This window comes from Oerskovia paurometabola (assembly GCF_016907365.1).
Classification (GTDB): domain Bacteria; phylum Actinomycetota; class Actinomycetes; order Actinomycetales; family Cellulomonadaceae; genus Oerskovia; species Oerskovia paurometabola.
This window is the reverse complement of sequence record NZ_JAFBBV010000001.1, coordinates 4,082,716-4,098,690: the sequence shown is the minus strand read 5'-3', so window position 1 is coordinate 4,098,690 and position 15,975 is coordinate 4,082,716. Positions and strand designations below refer to the sequence as shown.

Sequence of the window (15,975 nt, the reverse complement as noted above, 5' to 3'; positions counted from 1 at the left end):
CCTCTCTGGTGCGTGGGTCGTGGGTACGGCGTCGGTCGCGCCGGTCGTGGGGGTCATGCGGTCTCGGCCGTGCCGGACCCGGAGGTGGGCTCGGCCTCGAGCTCCGGTGCGGGGGCGGGCCGGGGGACGATCGTGGGCCGCGCCTCGCGGAGCGGGACGACGACCGAGTACCGGTCGCCCCGGTAGCACATCTGGGAGTACATGCAGGCGCCGTCGTCCGAGTAGGTCTTGCGGTGCGCGCGCAGGACGGCCCGGACGCTCGTCATGGCGAGGATCGTCTGCTCGGCCGCGCTGGCCTCGGCCGCCATGATCGTGTCCTCGCCCCAGGTCGGGGAGTGGCCGCGCTCGCGCAGTGCGCCGTACAGGCTGTCGGGGACACCGTTGTCGAGCAGGTCGGGGGCGAGCGTCACAGGCACCCACGCGCGCTCGACGGCCATGGGCGTGCCGTCCGCGAAGCGCAGGCGCTCGACGTAGTGCACGCGGTCCTCGGGAGCGATGCCGAGGGCCTCGGCGACGACCCGGCCCGCGGCGAGGGTGTCGCTGTCGATGACCTGGGTGCTGGGCACCAGACCGAGACGTCGTGCTTCCTCGCCGAACGTCGTCAGGCGCATCTCGAAGTCGGTGTGCTGCGGGGCGACGAACGTGCCGCGGCCCTGCTCTCGCTGGAGGACGCCGTCGGCCACGAGGGACTCGAGGGCCTGGCGGACCGTCATGCGGGAGACGCCGAACTTCTCGGTGAGCACGCGCTCGGAGGGGACGGCGTCGCCGATGGTCAGCTCGTTCGCGATCAGGTCGCTGAGGTAGGCGCGCACGATCTGGTGCTTGTGCCCGCCTTTAGGTGCTCTGGCCTGCGTCGTCGCTGCCACGTGTTCCTCGCTCTCGGTCGCCCCGGAGTTGCCGGGGCTTGACACATCATGATGTCTAGACCACTCTGTCCGCAAGTGGTCCAGACAACTATCCCACCACAGACGGTGGTGATGGCTCGGGTTACAGCAACGACGCGCTCCAGAGTCCGGGCCGGCGTCGTGATCAAGGCAGTTCCCAGTTCAAGCGGTGCGGTCCGACGGCCTCGGATGCACCCGATCAACGAGGAGTGAACATGACGTCCGTGGCCGAAACACCCAAGGTGAAGAAGGGGATTCCCGGCTTCGCCCAGCTGCAGAGGGTCGGTCGATCCCTCATGCTGCCCATCGCCTCCCTGCCCGCCGCAGCACTGCTGCTGCGCCTCGGTCAGGCCGACATGCTCGGTGCCGACGGCGCCGCGGGCACCTTCCCCTGGCTGCAGCCCGTCGCCGACGTGTTCGCGTCCGCCGGCAACGCGCTGTTCGCGAACCTCGCGCTGCTCTTCGCGGTCGGTGTCGCGGTCGGCTACGCCAAGAAGGCCGACGGCTCGACCGGCCTGGCCGCCGTCATCGGGTACCTGGTCTTCAAGGGCGTGAGCGACGCGCTCTCGCCGTACGTGCTCGGCAAGCCCGACACCCCGGCCGCATGGCTGGCCGGGGCCGACCCCGACGCCATCACCGCGGCGCAGGACGGGAACTTCCTCGACCTGGTCACGGCGGCCATCACGGGCGGGCCGGAGCAGAAGCTCATCAACTACGGCGTCCTCGGCGGCATCGTCATCGGTCTGACCGCCGCGATCATGTTCCAGAAGTACAGCCGCATCAAGCTGCCGCCCTACCTGGCCTTCTTCGGTGGCCGCCGCTTCGTGCCGATCGTCACCGCGGGTGCCGCAGTCATCATCGCCGTGATCGGCGCGCTCATCTACCCCTGGTTCGACGCGGGCTTCACGGCCATCGGTGACTGGGTCACAGGCTCCACGGTCCTCGGGGCCTTCGTCTACGGCACGGCCAACCGCCTGCTCGTCCCGATCGGCCTGCACCACCTGCTCAACTCGCTGCCCTGGTTCCAGTTCGGCAGCTACACCGACGCGAGCGGCGCCGTCTGGCACGGCGACATCGCGCGCTTCCTGCACGGCGACCCCACGGCCGGCACCTTCATGACGGGCTTCTTCCCGATCTTCATGTTCGCCCTCCCGGCGGCCGCGCTCGCGATCATCCACACGTCGAAGCCCAAGAACCGCAAGCTCATCGGCGGCATCATGGGCTCGGCCGCGCTCGTCGCGTTCGTCACCGGCGTGACCGAGCCCCTCGAGTTCGCGTTCGTGTACGTCGCCTACCCGCTGTACGCGATCCACGCCGTCCTCACGGGCACCTCGCTCGCCCTTGTCAACGCCCTGGGGATCAAGTCCGGCTTCGGGTTCTCGGCCGGTGCGATCGACTACATCCTGAACTTCCGCATCGCGACGATGCCCCTGTGGATCATCGTGATCGGCCTCGGGTACGCGGTGATCTACTACTTCCTGTTCCGGTGGGTCATCACCAAGTGGAACCTGCGCACGCCGGGCCGCGAGGACGACGACTCGGCCGTGGGCGCCGACCCGACCGCAGACCCGGTCCTGGTCGCCGAGGAGAAGAAGGCGGCCGAGGCCGACCTGTCTCCCGCGGAGCTCGATGCCCGAGGCTCCGGGGCGAAGGCCGACGGCGGAGGCGGCAGGTGACCTCCGTCCTCGACGGTGTGGGCGTCAGCCCCGGGCGGGGGGCCGGTGTCGTCGTGACGATGCCGGCCCCCGTGCCCGAGCCCGCCGCGGCGACTCTCGGGCCGGACGCGGACGTCGAGGCGGCGGTCGCCGCGATCGACGACGCGGTCCGCAGCGTCCAGGCGGACCTCGCGGCACGCGCCGCGAGGGCGACCGGCACCGCCGTCGAGGTCCTCACGGTCACGGCCGCCATGGCCGCCGACACCACGCTGTCCAAGGAGTCCGCCCGCAAGGTCCGCGACGAGCGGACCGTCCCCGAGCGGGCCGTGTGGGAGGCGGCCGGTGATCTCGCGGCCCGCCTCGAGTCGCTCGGCGGCATGATGGCCGAGCGCGCGCACGACGTCCGTGACGTGCGCGAGCGCATCGTCGCGGCTCTCACGGGCCGCCGGGCGCCGGGTGTCCCGGACCTCGACCACCCGTTCGTGCTCGTCGCGACCGACCTCGCGCCCGCCGACACCGCGACCCTCGACCCCGCGCGGGTCCTCGCGATCGTGACGAGCGGAGGAGGCCCGACGTCGCACACCGCGATCCTGGCCCGCTCGCTCGGGATCCCGGCTGTCGTCGCGGCGCCCCGAGCCACCGAGCTCGCGGACGGCGAGACCGTGCTGGTCGACGGTTCGCAGGGCACGGTCGAGCGCGACCCGTCGCCCGAGGACGTCGCCCGTGTGCTCGACCGCCCGCGCGGTCCGCGTGCGTTCGACGGCCAGGGCAGGACGGCCGACGGCGTGCGGGTCCAGCTCCTCGCCAACGTCGCGGACCCGGCCGGGGCCGAGGCCGCGGTGGCCGCAGGCGCGGAGGGGGTCGGTCTGTTCCGGACCGAGTTCTGCTTCCTGGGACGCACCGAGGAGCCCGGTGTCGACGAGCAGGTCGCGGCGTACCGGGCCGTGCTGAGCGCGTTCGGGGGCCGCAAGGTCGTCGTCCGCACGCTCGACGCGGGCGCCGACAAGCCCCTGCCGTTCGTCACGGCCGACGACGAGCCCAACCCCGCGCTCGGCGTCCGTGGGCTGCGCACCGCGGTGCGCCACCCCGAGGTCCTGGCGCGCCAGCTCGACGCGATCGCCCAGGCCGCTGCCGCCGAGGAGGCCGACGTATGGGTCATGGCCCCCATGGTCGCGACCCCGGACGAGGCCCAGGAGTTCGCGGCAGCCTGCCGTGAGCGGGGTCTGGCGACCGCGGGCGTCATGATCGAGGTCCCCGCCGCGGCCATCCAGTCGCGCTGGGTCCTGGAGCAGGTCGACTTCGCGAGCATCGGCACGAACGACCTGACCCAGTACACGATGGCCGCGGACCGGGAGACGGCGGACCTCGCCGCGCTCTCGACGCCGTGGCAGCCCGCGGTGCTCTCACTCGTCGGTGCCGCGTGCGCGGGCGGGGCCGAGCACGGCCGCCCGGTCGGCGTCTGCGGGGAGGCTGCGGCCGACCCGGCCCTGGCGCCGGTCCTCGTGGGCCTCGGGGTCACGTCGTTGTCGATGACGCCGCGCGCGCTCGGCGACGTCGCGGCCGTCCTCGCGGCGACGACCTCCGAGCAGTGCGCGGCGCTCGCGAAGATCGCGGTGGCCTCGCCGACCGCGTCGGCCGCCCGCGACGCGGTCCGTGCGCAGCTGCCCGTGCTGGAGGAGCTGGGGCTGTAGCCCTGCGGCGGTGCTGCCTCACCGTCCGCCACTCAGCACTCAGCCCGTGCCCCCTCGGACGAGGGGCCACGGGCTGAGTGCTGTCGTGCGTGGGCCCGGCGACGGCGCCGGGACGAGAAGGTCAGACCGTCTCGCGCCCGAGGAACTCGGCGAGGGCGTCGAGGGCCGCCTCGGCCTCCGCGCCGTCGGTCTCGGTCGCGAGCACGACCTGGTCGCCTGCTGCCGCGCCGAGCGTCATGACGCCGAGGATGCTCGCGGCGTCGACGGTCTCGGCGCCTTCCTTGGTGAGGGTCACGGCGACGGGCTGCTTGCCCGCCTCGGCCACGAACAGCGCCGCGGGGCGTGCGTGGAGTCCCTCGGCGATGGCGACGGTGACGGTTCGTTCCATGACGTGCTCCTCCTGGAAGTGGTATAGACCAGTCCACTGTAGCGGAGGCGGACGACGGCGGCGGCCGGAGCCCGGCCCGACCCGCCCGCTCAGGCCGAGTCCTGCTCCAGGTACGCCACGAGCGACTCGAGGGCGGCGAGCGCGCGCGCGTCGTCGGTCTCGGTCGAGAGGACGACGTCGTCGCCCGGGCCGAAGCCCGGACGCGTCGTACCGACGGTCGAGGACGAGACGGCGTCGGGACGGTCCATGCGCACTCCAGTGCTCCGGGAGGTTCGGTCGAGCAGCATCCTGCCAGAGTTCGAGCGGCGCCCAGGACGCCCCTGTGAACACCGCTCACCCGCTGGGTCTAGGGTGTCGGACATGCGTGAAGCGACGACGCCCGACGCCCAGCCGCCCGCCCAGGGCGAGGCCAGAGGGGGTGAAGCAGGCAGGGGAGAGGAGCCCCGGATCAAGGTCACGCTGTCCAGCGCCAGCGTCTACCCGCGCAAGGCGCCGTTCGCCTTCGAGGCCGCAGCCCACCTGGGCTACGACGGCATGGAGGTCATGGTCTGGTCGGACACGACCACGCAGGACGCGAAGGCGCTCGGCAAGCTCTCGGCCGACGTCGGCATCCCCATCCGCAGCGTCCACGCCCCGACGCTCCTCGTGAGCCAGCGCGTGTGGGGACGGTTGCCCGGACCCAAGCTCGAGCAGACCGTCGACCTGGCGCTCGAGCTCGGGGCGCAGACCGTCGTCGTGCACCCGCCGTTCCGCTGGCAGGGCCTGTACGCGCGCGGCTTTGCCGACCACGTGCGCGAGCTCAACGCCGCCACCGGTGTCACGGTCGCGGTCGAGAACATGTACCCGTGGCGAGGGCGCAAGCGCGAGGTCCAGGCCTACCTGCCCGGCTGGGACCCGACCGACCACCCCTACGACGCCGTGACGCTCGACCTCTCGCACGCGGCCGTCGCCCGGCAGAACAGTCTCGACCTGCTCGACGTGTTCGGTGACCGGCTGGCCCACGTCCACCTCGCCGACGGCACCGACTCCATGAAGGACGAGCACATGGTCCCCGGGCGGGGCACCCAGCCGTGCGACAAGGTGCTCGGCGAGCTCGTGCGCCGCGGCTGGGAGGGGGACGTCGTCGTCGAGATCGCGACCCGGCGCGCCCGCACTGCCGCAGAACGCTACGAGGACCTCGCGGCGTCGCTCGCGTTCGCGCGCACCTACCTCCAGCCCGAGCCGCACGCCGACTACCAGCCGCCGCCCGGCCACGAGCACCGGCACCTCGACGCCTGGTAGGACCGACGTGCCGAGCACGGGGTCGAGGTCGTCCTGTCGCCGATCCCGACCTCGACCCCGTGCTCGACCGCTCACCCGCCAACGGGCTCGACCGCTAGCCCGCAGGGGTCGGCCCCGCGAGGGCCGCCTTGGCGTCCTTCGCGGCCGTGCTCTGCGCGAACGCGGCCACCAGGATCACGACGCCCGTGACGACCAGGTACAGGCCCAGCAGCACCGTGATGGTCTGCAGCCCGGTCACGGGGCTCACGAGCACCAGGACGCCGAACACGACCCACAGCGCGGCCGTCGCTAGCTCCCAGTCCCAGCCGGGCTCGCGCGTGCGGCGAGCGCGCAGCGCCCCGACCAGGCCGATCACCCCCGCGACGAGCGCCCAGACCCCGACGAGCCGCAGCACGAGCGTCACGCTCGCCGACGGCCAGAACGCGAGGACGAGACCCACGACGATGCTCAGGCCGCCCACGACCCAGCGCCACACCGCGCCCTCGCCGTCCTTGCGCTGCCGCCCGGCCTCGACCAGGAAGAGGATCCCCTGGAGGACGGCCATCGCCGCGACGAGCCACGTGAGCCACTGGATGCCGCGGTCCGGCGCGACGAACAGCACGACGCCGATCACGAGGAACAGGGCTCCGCGCAGGTAGGCGAGGCCCCACAGGCGTCGGGCGATCTTGGTGGTGCGTCCGGTGAGCGTCTCGTCCTGCTCGGTCATGGGATCCACCGTCCTCGCGCGGCCGGCCCCGCAGCGGGTCCGTGGGGCGTCGCAGACCTCGTCCTCGGAACGTAGCGCGCGGGTGCGGCGGGCGCGCGGCGGACCCGTCGAAAGGCTGCCCCGCCGACCACGAGGTTCCCTGCGGTCGAGAACGGGGTAGAGGTCGCTACGGGCGCCAGGACGACCTCAACCTCGTTCTCGGCACCCGGGTCAGGCCCGGTCGATCGTCATCTCGACGCCGTCGAGCAGCCGGTCGAGCGACGCGTCGAACGGGTCGCTCGGCGCGTGGAACCCGCCCTCCTCCCAGATGCGCGTCATGACGGGGTACCGCTCGACGTCGAACCAGTCGGCCCAGAAGCTGCTCATCGACGTCCAGTACTCGTCGCTGCTCATGCCGCTCGCGTCGTTCTCGACGGACTCGGCGACGGCTGCCCGCGCGAGCCCGCGCACGAACGCGTCGACCAGCCCCAGGATCTCGACGACCCGCTCCGCGGACAGGCCGGTGTCGACGAGCGTCCGCAGCCCGGCCTCCTGGGCGTCGAGCACGTGCGGCGCGAGGGGCAGGCGCCACATGTTGGTCTGGAGGATCCAGGGGTGGCGCTGGTACAGGTGCCAGACCTCGCGCGCGTAGCGCGAGAGCCCGTCGCGCCAGGGGGCGTCGGCCGCAGGGAGGTCGAGCTCGGCGAACGCCCGGTCGATCATGAGGTCGACGAGCTCGGTGCGCCCGGGGACGTACGTGTAGAGGGACATCGCGCCCACGCCCAGGCGGGCGGCGACGCGGCGCATCGAGAGGGCGTCGAGGCCGACCTCCTGCGCGACGGCGATCCCGGCGGTCACGACCTCGTCGAGCGTCAGGCGTGCCTTGCGGCCGCGGGTCGGCGGAGCGGGCGGGTCCCACAGGAGTGCGAGGCGCCGGGTCACGTCGGCGGGTCGGGGGACCTGGTCGGTGGGGTCCGGGGCGGTGTCGTCGTCGGGTGCGTCGTCCTCGGGGGTGCCGAGCGAGACGTCGAGCGGCGCGTCCGCCGATGAGTCCTGGGCCCGCGCGGAGTCCACCCCGTCGGAGGGGACCGGGGCGACGGTGTTGCTGGCCATGGTGCCTGATCCTCCCACTTTCGCGCTGTGCCGGGGACCCTTCAATTCCCGTACACCGTATGCTAGCGTGAAAACCTATTCCAGTACACCGTACGCGAGAGGCGTGAGCCATGATCCACACCGAAGGGCTGGCCAAGACCTTCCATCGCAAGAAGGAGGTGGTCGAGGCGGTCAAGGGCATCGACGTCGACGTCCGTGAGGGCGAGCTCGTCGCGTTCCTCGGCCCCAACGGCGCCGGCAAGTCCACGACGCTGCGCATGCTCACGAGCCTCCTCGAACCCACGTCGGGCCGGGCCGAGGTCGCGGGCTTCGACATCCGCACCCAGCCCGCCGAGGTCAGGTCGCGCATCGGGTACATCGGCCAGGGCAACGGGGGAGGGTTCTCCTACCGCGTCGCCGACGAGCTCCACAACCAGGGCCGTTTCTACGGCCTGGCGGCCTCGGAGTACCAGCGCCGGGCCGCGGACCTCCTCGAGGCGCTCGAGCTCGACGGCCTCGGCAAGCGCACGGTCCAGAGCCTGTCGGGTGGTCAGCGTCGCCGCCTCGACGTCGCGCTCGGCCTCATGAACCACCCGCCGCTGCTGTTCCTCGACGAGCCCACCACGGGCCTCGACCCGCACAGCCGCGCGAACCTGTGGGAGCACATCGGCGTCCTGCGCGAGCGGTACGGCATGACGATCGTCCTCACCACGCACTACCTCGACGAGGCCGACTCCATGGCCGAGCGCGTCGTCGTCATCGACCACGGCACGATCGTCGCCGACGCCCCGCCCGCCACGCTCAAGCGCGACCACGCCGACGACGTCGTGACGCTCGTCGTCGCCGGCACGCCCGGCTCCCAGGGCGAGGTGCCCGACGACGTCACGCGCGTCCGCGCAGCCCTCGCCCCGGTCGTGGGCGAGGGCGGGGCAGGCGACGGTGCCGAACGTACCGAGGACGGGAGGCTGCAGGCGACCGTCGGGGCCGGGGGAGACGTCACGGTGACCCTGTCCACGACGCACGGCGCGGACCGCCTGCCCGAGGCGATCGAGTCCCTGCGGGTCGCGGGCCTCTCGGTCCGGTCGGCCGGGCTCAAGCAGGCGAGCCTCGACGACGTGTTCCTCAACCTGACCGGTCGGAGCCTGCGCGAGGAGGCGGCGTGATGGACGAGCAGACGAACCCCGGCCAGGGGGCCGAGCCCGAGGTCGGGCAGGGCACCGGGCAGGCCACCGGGCAGCGCAGCCTGACGCACCCCGGGCTCGACACCCGGACCGCACCACAGGCCACGGCGAGGCAGGCGACCGACCGGCGCTCCGACGTCGGGCGCTCGGGGGCCGCGAAGTTCCTCGGCGACACCTGGGCGGTCTTCACGCGCGAGATCCTCCTGGTCCTGCGCGACCCCTTCACCCTGATCTTCTCGCTGCTCCAGCCGCTGATCTTCCTGGGGCTGTTCGGGCCGCTGCTGACCGGCGCCGTGGGCGGCGGCATGGGCGGACCCGGCGGGTCCACGGCCGCGACCCTCCAGTGGTTCGTGCCCGGCGTGATCGTCATGATCTCCCTGTTCGGGACCTCCATGACGGGCTCGAACCTGCTCTACGAGATGATGACCGGCTCGTACGAGCGCGTCCTCGCGACCCCGCTCGACCGGTCCGCGATCCTCGTGGGCCGCGCGCTCAAGGAGTTCGCGCCGCTCGTGGTCCAGGGCCTGCTCATCGCGCTCGTGTGCATCCCGTTCGGGTTCACGTTCTACCCGCTGCACGCGCTCGCGGGGCTCGCCCTCCTGGGGCTGTTCGGGGTCGGCGTCGGGGCCCTGTCCTGCGCGCTCGCGCTCGCCGCGAAGAACCGCGAGTGGCTGTTCTGGGGCGTCCAGCAGTCGCTCCTGTTCCCGCTGCTCATCCTGTCCGGCATGATGCTCCCGCTCGAGGCCGGGCCGTCGTGGATGCAGACTGCCGCGAAGTTCAACCCGCTGACCTACATGGTCGACGCCGAGCGCGAGCTGTTCGGCGGGACGTTCGCGAGCACCACGGTCCTGTGGGGCGTCGTCGCGGCCGCGGTCACGTGCGCCGTCGGTCTGTGGGTCGGCATCCGTCGGACTAGGAAGTCGGTGTGAGCGCCGTGGGCAGGGTCACGTTCGACGTCGGGCTGTCCCTCGACGGGTTCGTCGCGGGACCGCACCAGTCCCTCGAGAACCCGCTCGGCGAGGGCGGTGAGCAGCTCCACCGGTGGATGTTCGAGGAGCCCGAGGCCAACACGGCCGCGCTCGAGTCCGTCGCGGCCCCCACCGCGTTCGTCATGGGGCGCAACATGTTCGCGCCCGGACGCGGCCCGTGGGACGAGTCGTGGCGGGGCTGGTGGGGCGACGAGCCGCCGTACCACGCACCCGTGTTCGTGCTCACGCACCACCCGCGCGACCCCCTCGTCATGGAGGGCGGGACGACGTTCTTCTTCGTGACCGACGGGATCGAGTCCGCGCTGTCGCAGGCGCTCGCCGCGTCGCGGGACGGGCACGTCGGGATCGCGGGCGGCGCCTCGACCATGCGGGCGTACCTCGCCGCGGGGCTCGTCGACGAGTTCGGGCTGCACGTCGCCCCTGTGCTCCTGGGGGCGGGCGAGCGGTTGCTCGAGGGCCTGGGAGGCCTGCGCGTCGAGCCCGGGCCGGTGAGCAGCAACCACCTCGTCACGCACCTGTCGTACCGCGTGGTGCGGGGGCTCGTCGGGGAGTGACGGGTGCTTGACTGACGCGATGATCACCGCGACGCCGCGCACACGCAGGCCCGAGATAGAGGTCGGCGCGGGGCGTTGCGACCGCGCGGTGGCCACGCCAGGATGTGCGGCATGACGCCGCCCGCACCCGCCCCCGCCCCCGCCCCCCGTCCTCGTCCCCGCAGCCGTGGCGCCGTGCTCGGGCTCGCGGGCGGGGTGCTCCTCGTGGGCGTGGGGGCGTGGCTCGCGTCGCGGTCCTACTGGTGGACCTCGTTCGGGTGGTTCGCCTACGCGCCGCTGTCGGGCGAGACGTTCGCGCCGCCAAGGCCGTGGGCGCAGACCCTCGGGATGGTCGCGGTCGGCGTCGGGCTGCTGGTGCTCGGCTTCGTCGCCGGGTGGGTGGTCGCGAGGCGTCGGGGCGGACAGGCTGAGCCGAGCGACCCGTCGAGGTAGAGGGCCGCGGGAGAATCGTCCCGTGACCACCGTGAACCCTCCCTACCGACTGGCCCTCCTCGACCTCGACGGCACCCTGACCGACTCGGCCCCCGGCATCCTGTCCTCGGTCCGCCACGCCTACGCGACCCTCGACATCGAGCCGCCGACCGACGAAGCCCTGCGCCTGTTCGTCGGACCGCCGCTCGCCGAGACGTTCGCGCGGCACGGTGTCCCGGCGCACCGCGTCCCCGAGGCGGTCGCGGCGTACCGCGACGTCTACTCCGCCGGTCGCATGATGGAGAACTCCCTCTATCCCGGCATCCTCGAGGGCCTGACGGCGGTACGCGACGCAGGCGTCCGGCTCGTGGTCGCGACGTCCAAGCCCGAGGTCTACGCGCGCCGCATCACCGCGCACTTCGGGATCGACGACCTGGTCGAGGGCGTCTACGGCGCGACCCTCGACGGTTCGCGTGGCACCAAGGCCGACGTGATCGAGCACGCGCTCGCATCGCTGGCCGAGTCACCTGCCGGTGCAGCGGCGCGCGAGGAGACCGTCATGGTCGGCGACCGGGAGCACGACGTGCTCGGGGCCGCCGCGCACGGCATCGGCTGCCTCGGCGTCTCGTGGGGCTATGCGGTGCCGGGCGAGCTCGAGGAGGCGGGCGCCCTCCGGGTCGTGACGACCACCGAGGAGCTGGCACGGGTCCTGCGAGGGGAGTGACGCCGTCGGAAACGGGGTTGACCTTGACGTAACGTCAACTTCTAGGGTCGATCGTGCTGCCTCACCCGAGGCGTCCAGCACCCAGGAAAGGAGGAGAGCGCATGACCGCACGCACACCGGGGACCGCGACCGACTGGTCCATCCAGGAGATCGCCCGCCTCGCCGGGACCACGAGCCGCACGCTGCGTCACTACGACGACGTCGGGCTGCTCGCGCCCAGCAGGGTCGGGCACAACGGCTACCGGTACTACGACGGGCCTGCGCTCGTCCGCCTCCAGCGGATCCTCCTCCTGCGGGACCTCGGCGTGAGCCTCCCGGCCGTCGCCGAGATCCTGGGGCGGGACGACGAGGAGAGCCCTGCCGTGCAGGCGCGGGCTCTGCGTACCCACCTGGACGCCCTCCGGGCCGAGCAGCAGCGGCTGGCGCGACAGATCGCGTCGGTCGAGCGCACGATCACGACCATGGAAGGAGGTGGGCGACTCATGGCGGACGACATGTTCGACGGGTTCGACCACACGAAGCACGAGGCAGAGGTCACCGAGCGGTGGGGGGCCGAGGCCTACCGGACGGGCGACACCTGGTGGCGCGGGCTCTCCGCGCAGGACAAGACGGCCTACCAGGAACGGACCCGGCAGCTCGCGGCGGACTGGACGGCCGCCGCGCAGGCGGGCGTCACCCCGGACAGCGACGAGGCGCAGGCGCTCGCGCAGCGCCACGTCGAGTGGCTGAGCAGCATCCCGGGCACCCCGGGCCACGGTGGGGCGCCGGTCAAGGAGTACGTCGTCGGGCTCGGTGAGATGTACGTGGCCGACGAGCGGTTCGCGGCGAACTACGGCGGCGAGGAGGGTGCGCGCCTGGTTCGCGACGCCCTGGCGGTGTACGCGGAGCGGAACCTGTAGGCACCGAGGTAGAACGTGCTGCGCGAGGTAGAACCCGGGGAGTTCTATCTCGCGCGGCACGTTCTACCTCGGCCTCAGGACGTCAGAGACCGCGTCGGCAGGATGATCGGCGCACCGCCGTCGGGGTGCTCGACCACCTCGACCGGGTAGTCGTACACCTCGCTCAGCAGCTCGGCCGTCAGGACCTCGCGAGGAGAGCCGTCTGCCACGACGCGCCCGCCGGACAGCAGGGTGACCTGGTCCGCGTAGGCCGACGCGAGGCCCAGGTCGTGCACGACCACGACCACGGCGCCACCGGCCGCCGCGTGCCGGCGCGCGATCTGCAGCACGAGCTCCTGGTGCTTGAGGTCGAGCGCGGCGGTCGGCTCGTCGAGCATGAGCAGCCCGGTCCGCTGGGCCAGGACGCGGGCGAGCGCGACGCGCGCCTTCTCGCCCCCGGACAGCGACGGGAAGTGCCGGCCCGCGAGGTGCGACACGTCGGTCGCGGCGAGGGACTCGGCCACGACCTCGTCGTCGAGCTCCTCCAGGGGCGTCCCGCGCCAGGGCGCGCGACCCATCTGGACCACGTCGAGCGACGTGAACGGGAAGCTGAGGTGGATCTGCTGCATGAGCACGGCCCGGCGCATCGCGAGCTCGGTCGGCGTCCAGGACCGCAGGGGTGCGCCGTCGACCAGCACCGCCCCGCCGTCGAGCGGCAGGTCGCCCGTGAGCGCCCCGAGCAGCGAGGACTTGCCCGCGCCGTTGGGGCCGAGCAGCGCGCGGACCTCGCCCGCGCGCACCTGGACGGACACGTCGCGCAGCACGGGCGTCCCGTCGAGCGAGAGCGTCGCGTCGCGCGCCTCGGTCACGACGTCGCCGGCCGCCGCGACAGAGGGCAGCCGTGAGGAGCGTCGCCGCCCCGTGACCGCGGTCCGCAGCGACGACAGGAAGCTGCTGCCCTCGTGCCGCGAGTCGAGCTCGACCAGCGTGCGGCTCATGCCCAGCCTCCTTGCCGCGAGCGCGTGCGGCGCAGCAGGTAGAAGAAGAACGGCCCGCCCACGAGCGAGGTGATCATGCCGAGCGGCAGCTCGACGTTCGCGACGAGCGAGCGTGAGACCAGGTCCGCGAGGAGCAGCACCACGGCGCCGCCGAGCGTCGAGGCCGGGATGAGCCAGCGGTGGCTCGGCCCGCAGACCATGCGGACCAGGTGCGGCACGACGAGCCCGACGAACGCGATGATCCCCGTGAACGCCACGCCCGCGGAGACGAGCAGCGCGACGAGGACGATGACGATCTGGCGCAGCCGCTCGACGTCCACGCCCAGGTGGTGCGCGGCGCGCTCACCGAGGGACAGGAGGTCCATCTGGCGGCGCAGCAGCATCGCGCCGGTCACGCCGACGACCGCGATGGGTGCGACGACCGCGACCGACCCCCACGTGGCCCCACCGAGGGAGCCGAGCTGCCAGAACACGATCTGCTCGCGCGCGGCGGGGTCGGCGACGAACGTGAAGAACGCGAGCAGCCCGCCCGCGAACGCGTTGACCGCGATGCCCGTGAGCACGAGCGTCACGACCTCGGTCCGGCCTCCTGAGCGGGAGAGCGCGTAGACGAGGAACGTCGTGATCAGTCCGCCCAGGAAGGCCGCGGCGGCGACCCAGGTCCCCGACACGAGCGAGCCCGCGGTGACGATGACGGCGCAGGCGCCCACGGCCGCGCCCGCCGAGACCCCGATCACGCCGGGCTCGGCGAGCGGGTTGCCGAACACGCCCTGCATGAGCGCGCCCGAGCACGCGAGCGCGGCCCCGACCAGGATCGCGAGGACCACGCGCGGGAAGCGCACGACCCACAGCGTGTTCTCGCCCTGCGGGTGCGAGGGCATGGGGCCGATGTTCAGGCCCATGTGGTGCATGAGCGAGCCGAGGACCTCCGACGGGGACACGGGCACCTGCCCGGTCATGCCGGACAGCACCGTGAGCACGACCAGCGCGACGCCCAGCCCGATCATGAGCCAGGTCGCGGCACTTCGCCGCGACCTCCCTGCGCCGGGGAGCGCGTCCTGCGCACCGGCGGCACCCGCGGCACCCGGCCCGACGGCGCCGCTCACCGGTCCGTCCGGCGCGCCGCCGGTGGTGCTCGTCGCGGGCGGGGTGCGCTGCTCGGTGGTGAGGGAGCCCGCGGTGGTGCGTGACGTCGTCGGGCCGGCGGGGCGGGTGCCTTGCGTCACGGGGTGGTCGACCCTGCGTCCGCCGCGGCGGCGGCCGAGCCGACCGTGCTCAGGTCCGGTGCGGGCACGCCGTAGAACGCCTCGACGAGCGACGCGATGGTCTCGCCCGTGCGGGGGCCGAACGTCAGGAGGCGGCTGCCGTCCATGTCGATCACGCGCTGGTTCTGGCCCGCAGGGGTCTGGGCGAGGCCCGGGATCGCCATCATGGCGTCGAGGCCGCCGCTCGACTCGAGGCCGTCGGTCATGACGAGGTACGCGGCCGGGGCCGCGGAGATGATGGCCTCGCTCGTCACGGGGGCGTACTGCTGGGTGAGGCCGATCGCGGTGCCGGCGTCCTGGCCGCCGATCTCGCGGACCAGGTCGTCGGCGCCCGAGCCCGGGCCGAACAGCATCTTGATGTTGGAACCACGCAGGTACAGGAACGCGACGAGCGGGTTGCCCGTGTCCGCCGGGACGCCCGCGAGGGCCGCGCAGACCTGCTGGTCGGTGCGTGCGACGAGCGCCGCGCCGGCCTCGGGGACGCCGAGCGTGGTCGCGACCGCGACGATGCGGTCGTCGATGCCGTCGAGCGTGCGGGCCTCGTCGAAGTAGACGACGGGGATGCCCGAGGACTCGAGCTGGGTGCGGGCGGTGTCCGTGAGGAGCGTGGCGTCCGTGAGGATGACGCTCGGGTTCAGGCCGAGGATGGTCTCGATGTTGAGGGCGTGCCCGGCGCCCGTGACCACGGGGACGTCGGCGGCCTCGGGGAAGCCGGTCGGCAGGTCGCGACCGACGACGTTGTCGCCGAGCCCCAGGCTGTAGACGATCTCGCCGAGCGTGCCGTACAGGTCCACGGCGATGATCCGGGAGGCGTCGGTGACGGTGACCTGGCGGCCGTCGTGCGACTGGACCGTCACGGGCAGCGTCGGGGCGGGCGCCGTGGTGATCGGGTCGATCACGTTGTCGGCGAACGTCGCGGTCGTGGGGCCGGTCGGGAACGTCGCGGGGTCCACGGCGGGGCGCTCGCCCGTCTCGAGGGCCGCGCACGCGTCGAGGGTGACCGCCTCGGCCTCGGCGGGCGCGGAGTCGGTGGTGGGTGCGGACGTCGGTGTCGGTGCCTCGTACGGGAGCGGCGCGCAGCCTGCGGCGAGCAGCACCGCGGCGAGCGTCGCGACACCGGCGACGGACGAGCGGCGCAGGCCACGCGTCAGCGGACGGCGTCGCTGCTCGGGGGACGGGACGCGGGCAGGGTGCGACATCACAGGGCTCCAGCAGAGGTCGGCCGCCCACGCGAGAGGGCGGCTTCGGGTAAGTTGAGGCTAACCTACGCAGCCCGTCAGGAGGCATGCCGGTCCCCAG

Annotated in this window: 17 protein-coding genes; 9 read left to right on the top strand and 8 right to left on the bottom strand. The window is 72.9% G+C overall.

All coding sequences use genetic code 11. The features are described from left to right. Positions 1-53: 53 nt before the first annotated feature. A complete protein-coding gene (locus JOD48_RS18280) occupies positions 54-866 on the bottom strand; it encodes a GntR family transcriptional regulator (protein ID WP_191790217.1) in 813 nt (270 codons plus the stop codon). 233 nt (positions 867-1,099) lie between these two features. On the opposite strand from JOD48_RS18280, the gene JOD48_RS18275 reads away from it, so the two are divergent. Together JOD48_RS18275 and ptsP are read left to right on the top strand one after the other, a co-directional pair. Then, entirely contained in the window at positions 1,100-2,560 is a 1,461-nt protein-coding gene (locus JOD48_RS18275) for a PTS transporter subunit EIIC (protein ID WP_191790218.1), read from the top strand. Then, positions 2,557-4,230 (top strand): phosphoenolpyruvate--protein phosphotransferase, encoded by a 1,674-nt coding sequence (ptsP, locus tag JOD48_RS18270; protein ID WP_204810014.1) that lies wholly within the window; start codon positions 2,557-2,559, stop codon positions 4,228-4,230. Before JOD48_RS18275 ends, ptsP begins: the two co-directional genes overlap by 4 nt. Positions 4,231-4,351: 121 nt before the next feature. On the opposite strand, the gene JOD48_RS18265 is transcribed toward ptsP, so the two are convergent. Together JOD48_RS18265 and JOD48_RS18260 are read right to left on the bottom strand one after the other, a co-directional pair. After that, positions 4,352-4,618, bottom strand: a complete 267-nt coding sequence (locus JOD48_RS18265) for an HPr family phosphocarrier protein (protein WP_030150259.1) — start codon at positions 4,616-4,618, stop codon at positions 4,352-4,354. 89 nt (positions 4,619-4,707) lie between these two features. Further along, complete coding sequence (locus tag JOD48_RS18260) at positions 4,708-4,866, bottom strand: hypothetical protein (protein ID WP_191790220.1); 159 nt, start codon at positions 4,864-4,866, stop codon at positions 4,708-4,710. Between the two features lie 112 nt (positions 4,867-4,978). Between JOD48_RS18260 and JOD48_RS18255 the strand changes: the two genes are divergently transcribed. Beyond that, a complete protein-coding gene (locus tag JOD48_RS18255; protein ID WP_191790221.1) occupies positions 4,979-5,899 on the top strand; it encodes a sugar phosphate isomerase/epimerase family protein in 921 nt (306 codons plus the stop codon). Positions 5,900-5,993: 94 nt separating this feature from the next. Here the strand turns inward: JOD48_RS18255 and JOD48_RS18250 are convergent, their stop codons facing one another. Continuing rightward, on the bottom strand, positions 5,994-6,605 hold the full coding sequence (locus tag JOD48_RS18250; RefSeq protein WP_191790222.1) for an HdeD family acid-resistance protein: 612 nt from the start codon (positions 6,603-6,605) through the stop codon (positions 5,994-5,996). A gap of 210 nt (positions 6,606-6,815) precedes the next feature. Further along, positions 6,816-7,697: a TetR/AcrR family transcriptional regulator gene (locus JOD48_RS18245; RefSeq protein WP_204810013.1), complete on the bottom strand. Its 882-nt coding sequence runs from the start codon at positions 7,695-7,697 to the stop codon at positions 6,816-6,818. Positions 7,698-7,807: 110 nt separating this feature from the next. Between JOD48_RS18245 and JOD48_RS18240 the strand changes: the two genes are divergently transcribed. The 6 genes from JOD48_RS18240 (at position 7,808) to JOD48_RS18215 (ending at position 12,434) form a co-directional block, all read left to right on the top strand. Continuing rightward, complete coding sequence (locus JOD48_RS18240; RefSeq protein WP_204810012.1) at positions 7,808-8,839, top strand: ABC transporter ATP-binding protein; 1,032 nt, start codon at positions 7,808-7,810, stop codon at positions 8,837-8,839. Continuing rightward, on the top strand, positions 8,839-9,786 hold the full coding sequence (locus tag JOD48_RS18235; RefSeq protein ID WP_191790225.1) for an ABC transporter permease: 948 nt from the start codon (positions 8,839-8,841) through the stop codon (positions 9,784-9,786). The genes JOD48_RS18240 and JOD48_RS18235 overlap by 1 nt, the downstream gene beginning before the upstream one ends. A gap of 5 nt (positions 9,787-9,791) precedes the next feature. Beyond that, positions 9,792-10,400, top strand: coding sequence for a dihydrofolate reductase family protein (locus JOD48_RS18230; RefSeq protein WP_191790300.1), 609 nt, complete (start codon positions 9,792-9,794; stop codon positions 10,398-10,400). A gap of 111 nt (positions 10,401-10,511) precedes the next feature. After that, positions 10,512-10,832, top strand: a complete 321-nt coding sequence (locus JOD48_RS18225) for a hypothetical protein (protein WP_204810011.1) — start codon at positions 10,512-10,514, stop codon at positions 10,830-10,832. A gap of 22 nt (positions 10,833-10,854) precedes the next feature. Continuing rightward, complete coding sequence (locus JOD48_RS18220; protein WP_307824249.1) at positions 10,855-11,535, top strand: HAD hydrolase-like protein; 681 nt, start codon at positions 10,855-10,857, stop codon at positions 11,533-11,535. Positions 11,536-11,636: 101 nt separating this feature from the next. After that, the gene (locus JOD48_RS18215; protein WP_191790227.1) at positions 11,637-12,434 is read left to right on the top strand and encodes a MerR family transcriptional regulator; all 798 of its coding nucleotides are present in this window, start codon (positions 11,637-11,639) and stop codon (positions 12,432-12,434) included. A gap of 74 nt (positions 12,435-12,508) precedes the next feature. Here the strand turns inward: JOD48_RS18215 and JOD48_RS18210 are convergent, their stop codons facing one another. From JOD48_RS18210 to JOD48_RS18200, 3 genes are all read right to left on the bottom strand, one after another. Continuing rightward, entirely contained in the window at positions 12,509-13,411 is a 903-nt protein-coding gene (locus tag JOD48_RS18210) for a heme ABC transporter ATP-binding protein (protein WP_204810010.1), read from the bottom strand. Next, positions 13,408-14,418: a FecCD family ABC transporter permease gene (locus tag JOD48_RS18205; RefSeq protein ID WP_191790302.1), complete on the bottom strand. Its 1,011-nt coding sequence runs from the start codon at positions 14,416-14,418 to the stop codon at positions 13,408-13,410. Before JOD48_RS18205 ends, JOD48_RS18210 begins: the two co-directional genes overlap by 4 nt. A gap of 215 nt (positions 14,419-14,633) precedes the next feature. Then, complete coding sequence (locus JOD48_RS18200) at positions 14,634-15,875, bottom strand: heme/hemin ABC transporter substrate-binding protein (RefSeq protein WP_204810009.1); 1,242 nt, start codon at positions 15,873-15,875, stop codon at positions 14,634-14,636. Positions 15,876-15,975 lie beyond the last annotated feature (100 nt).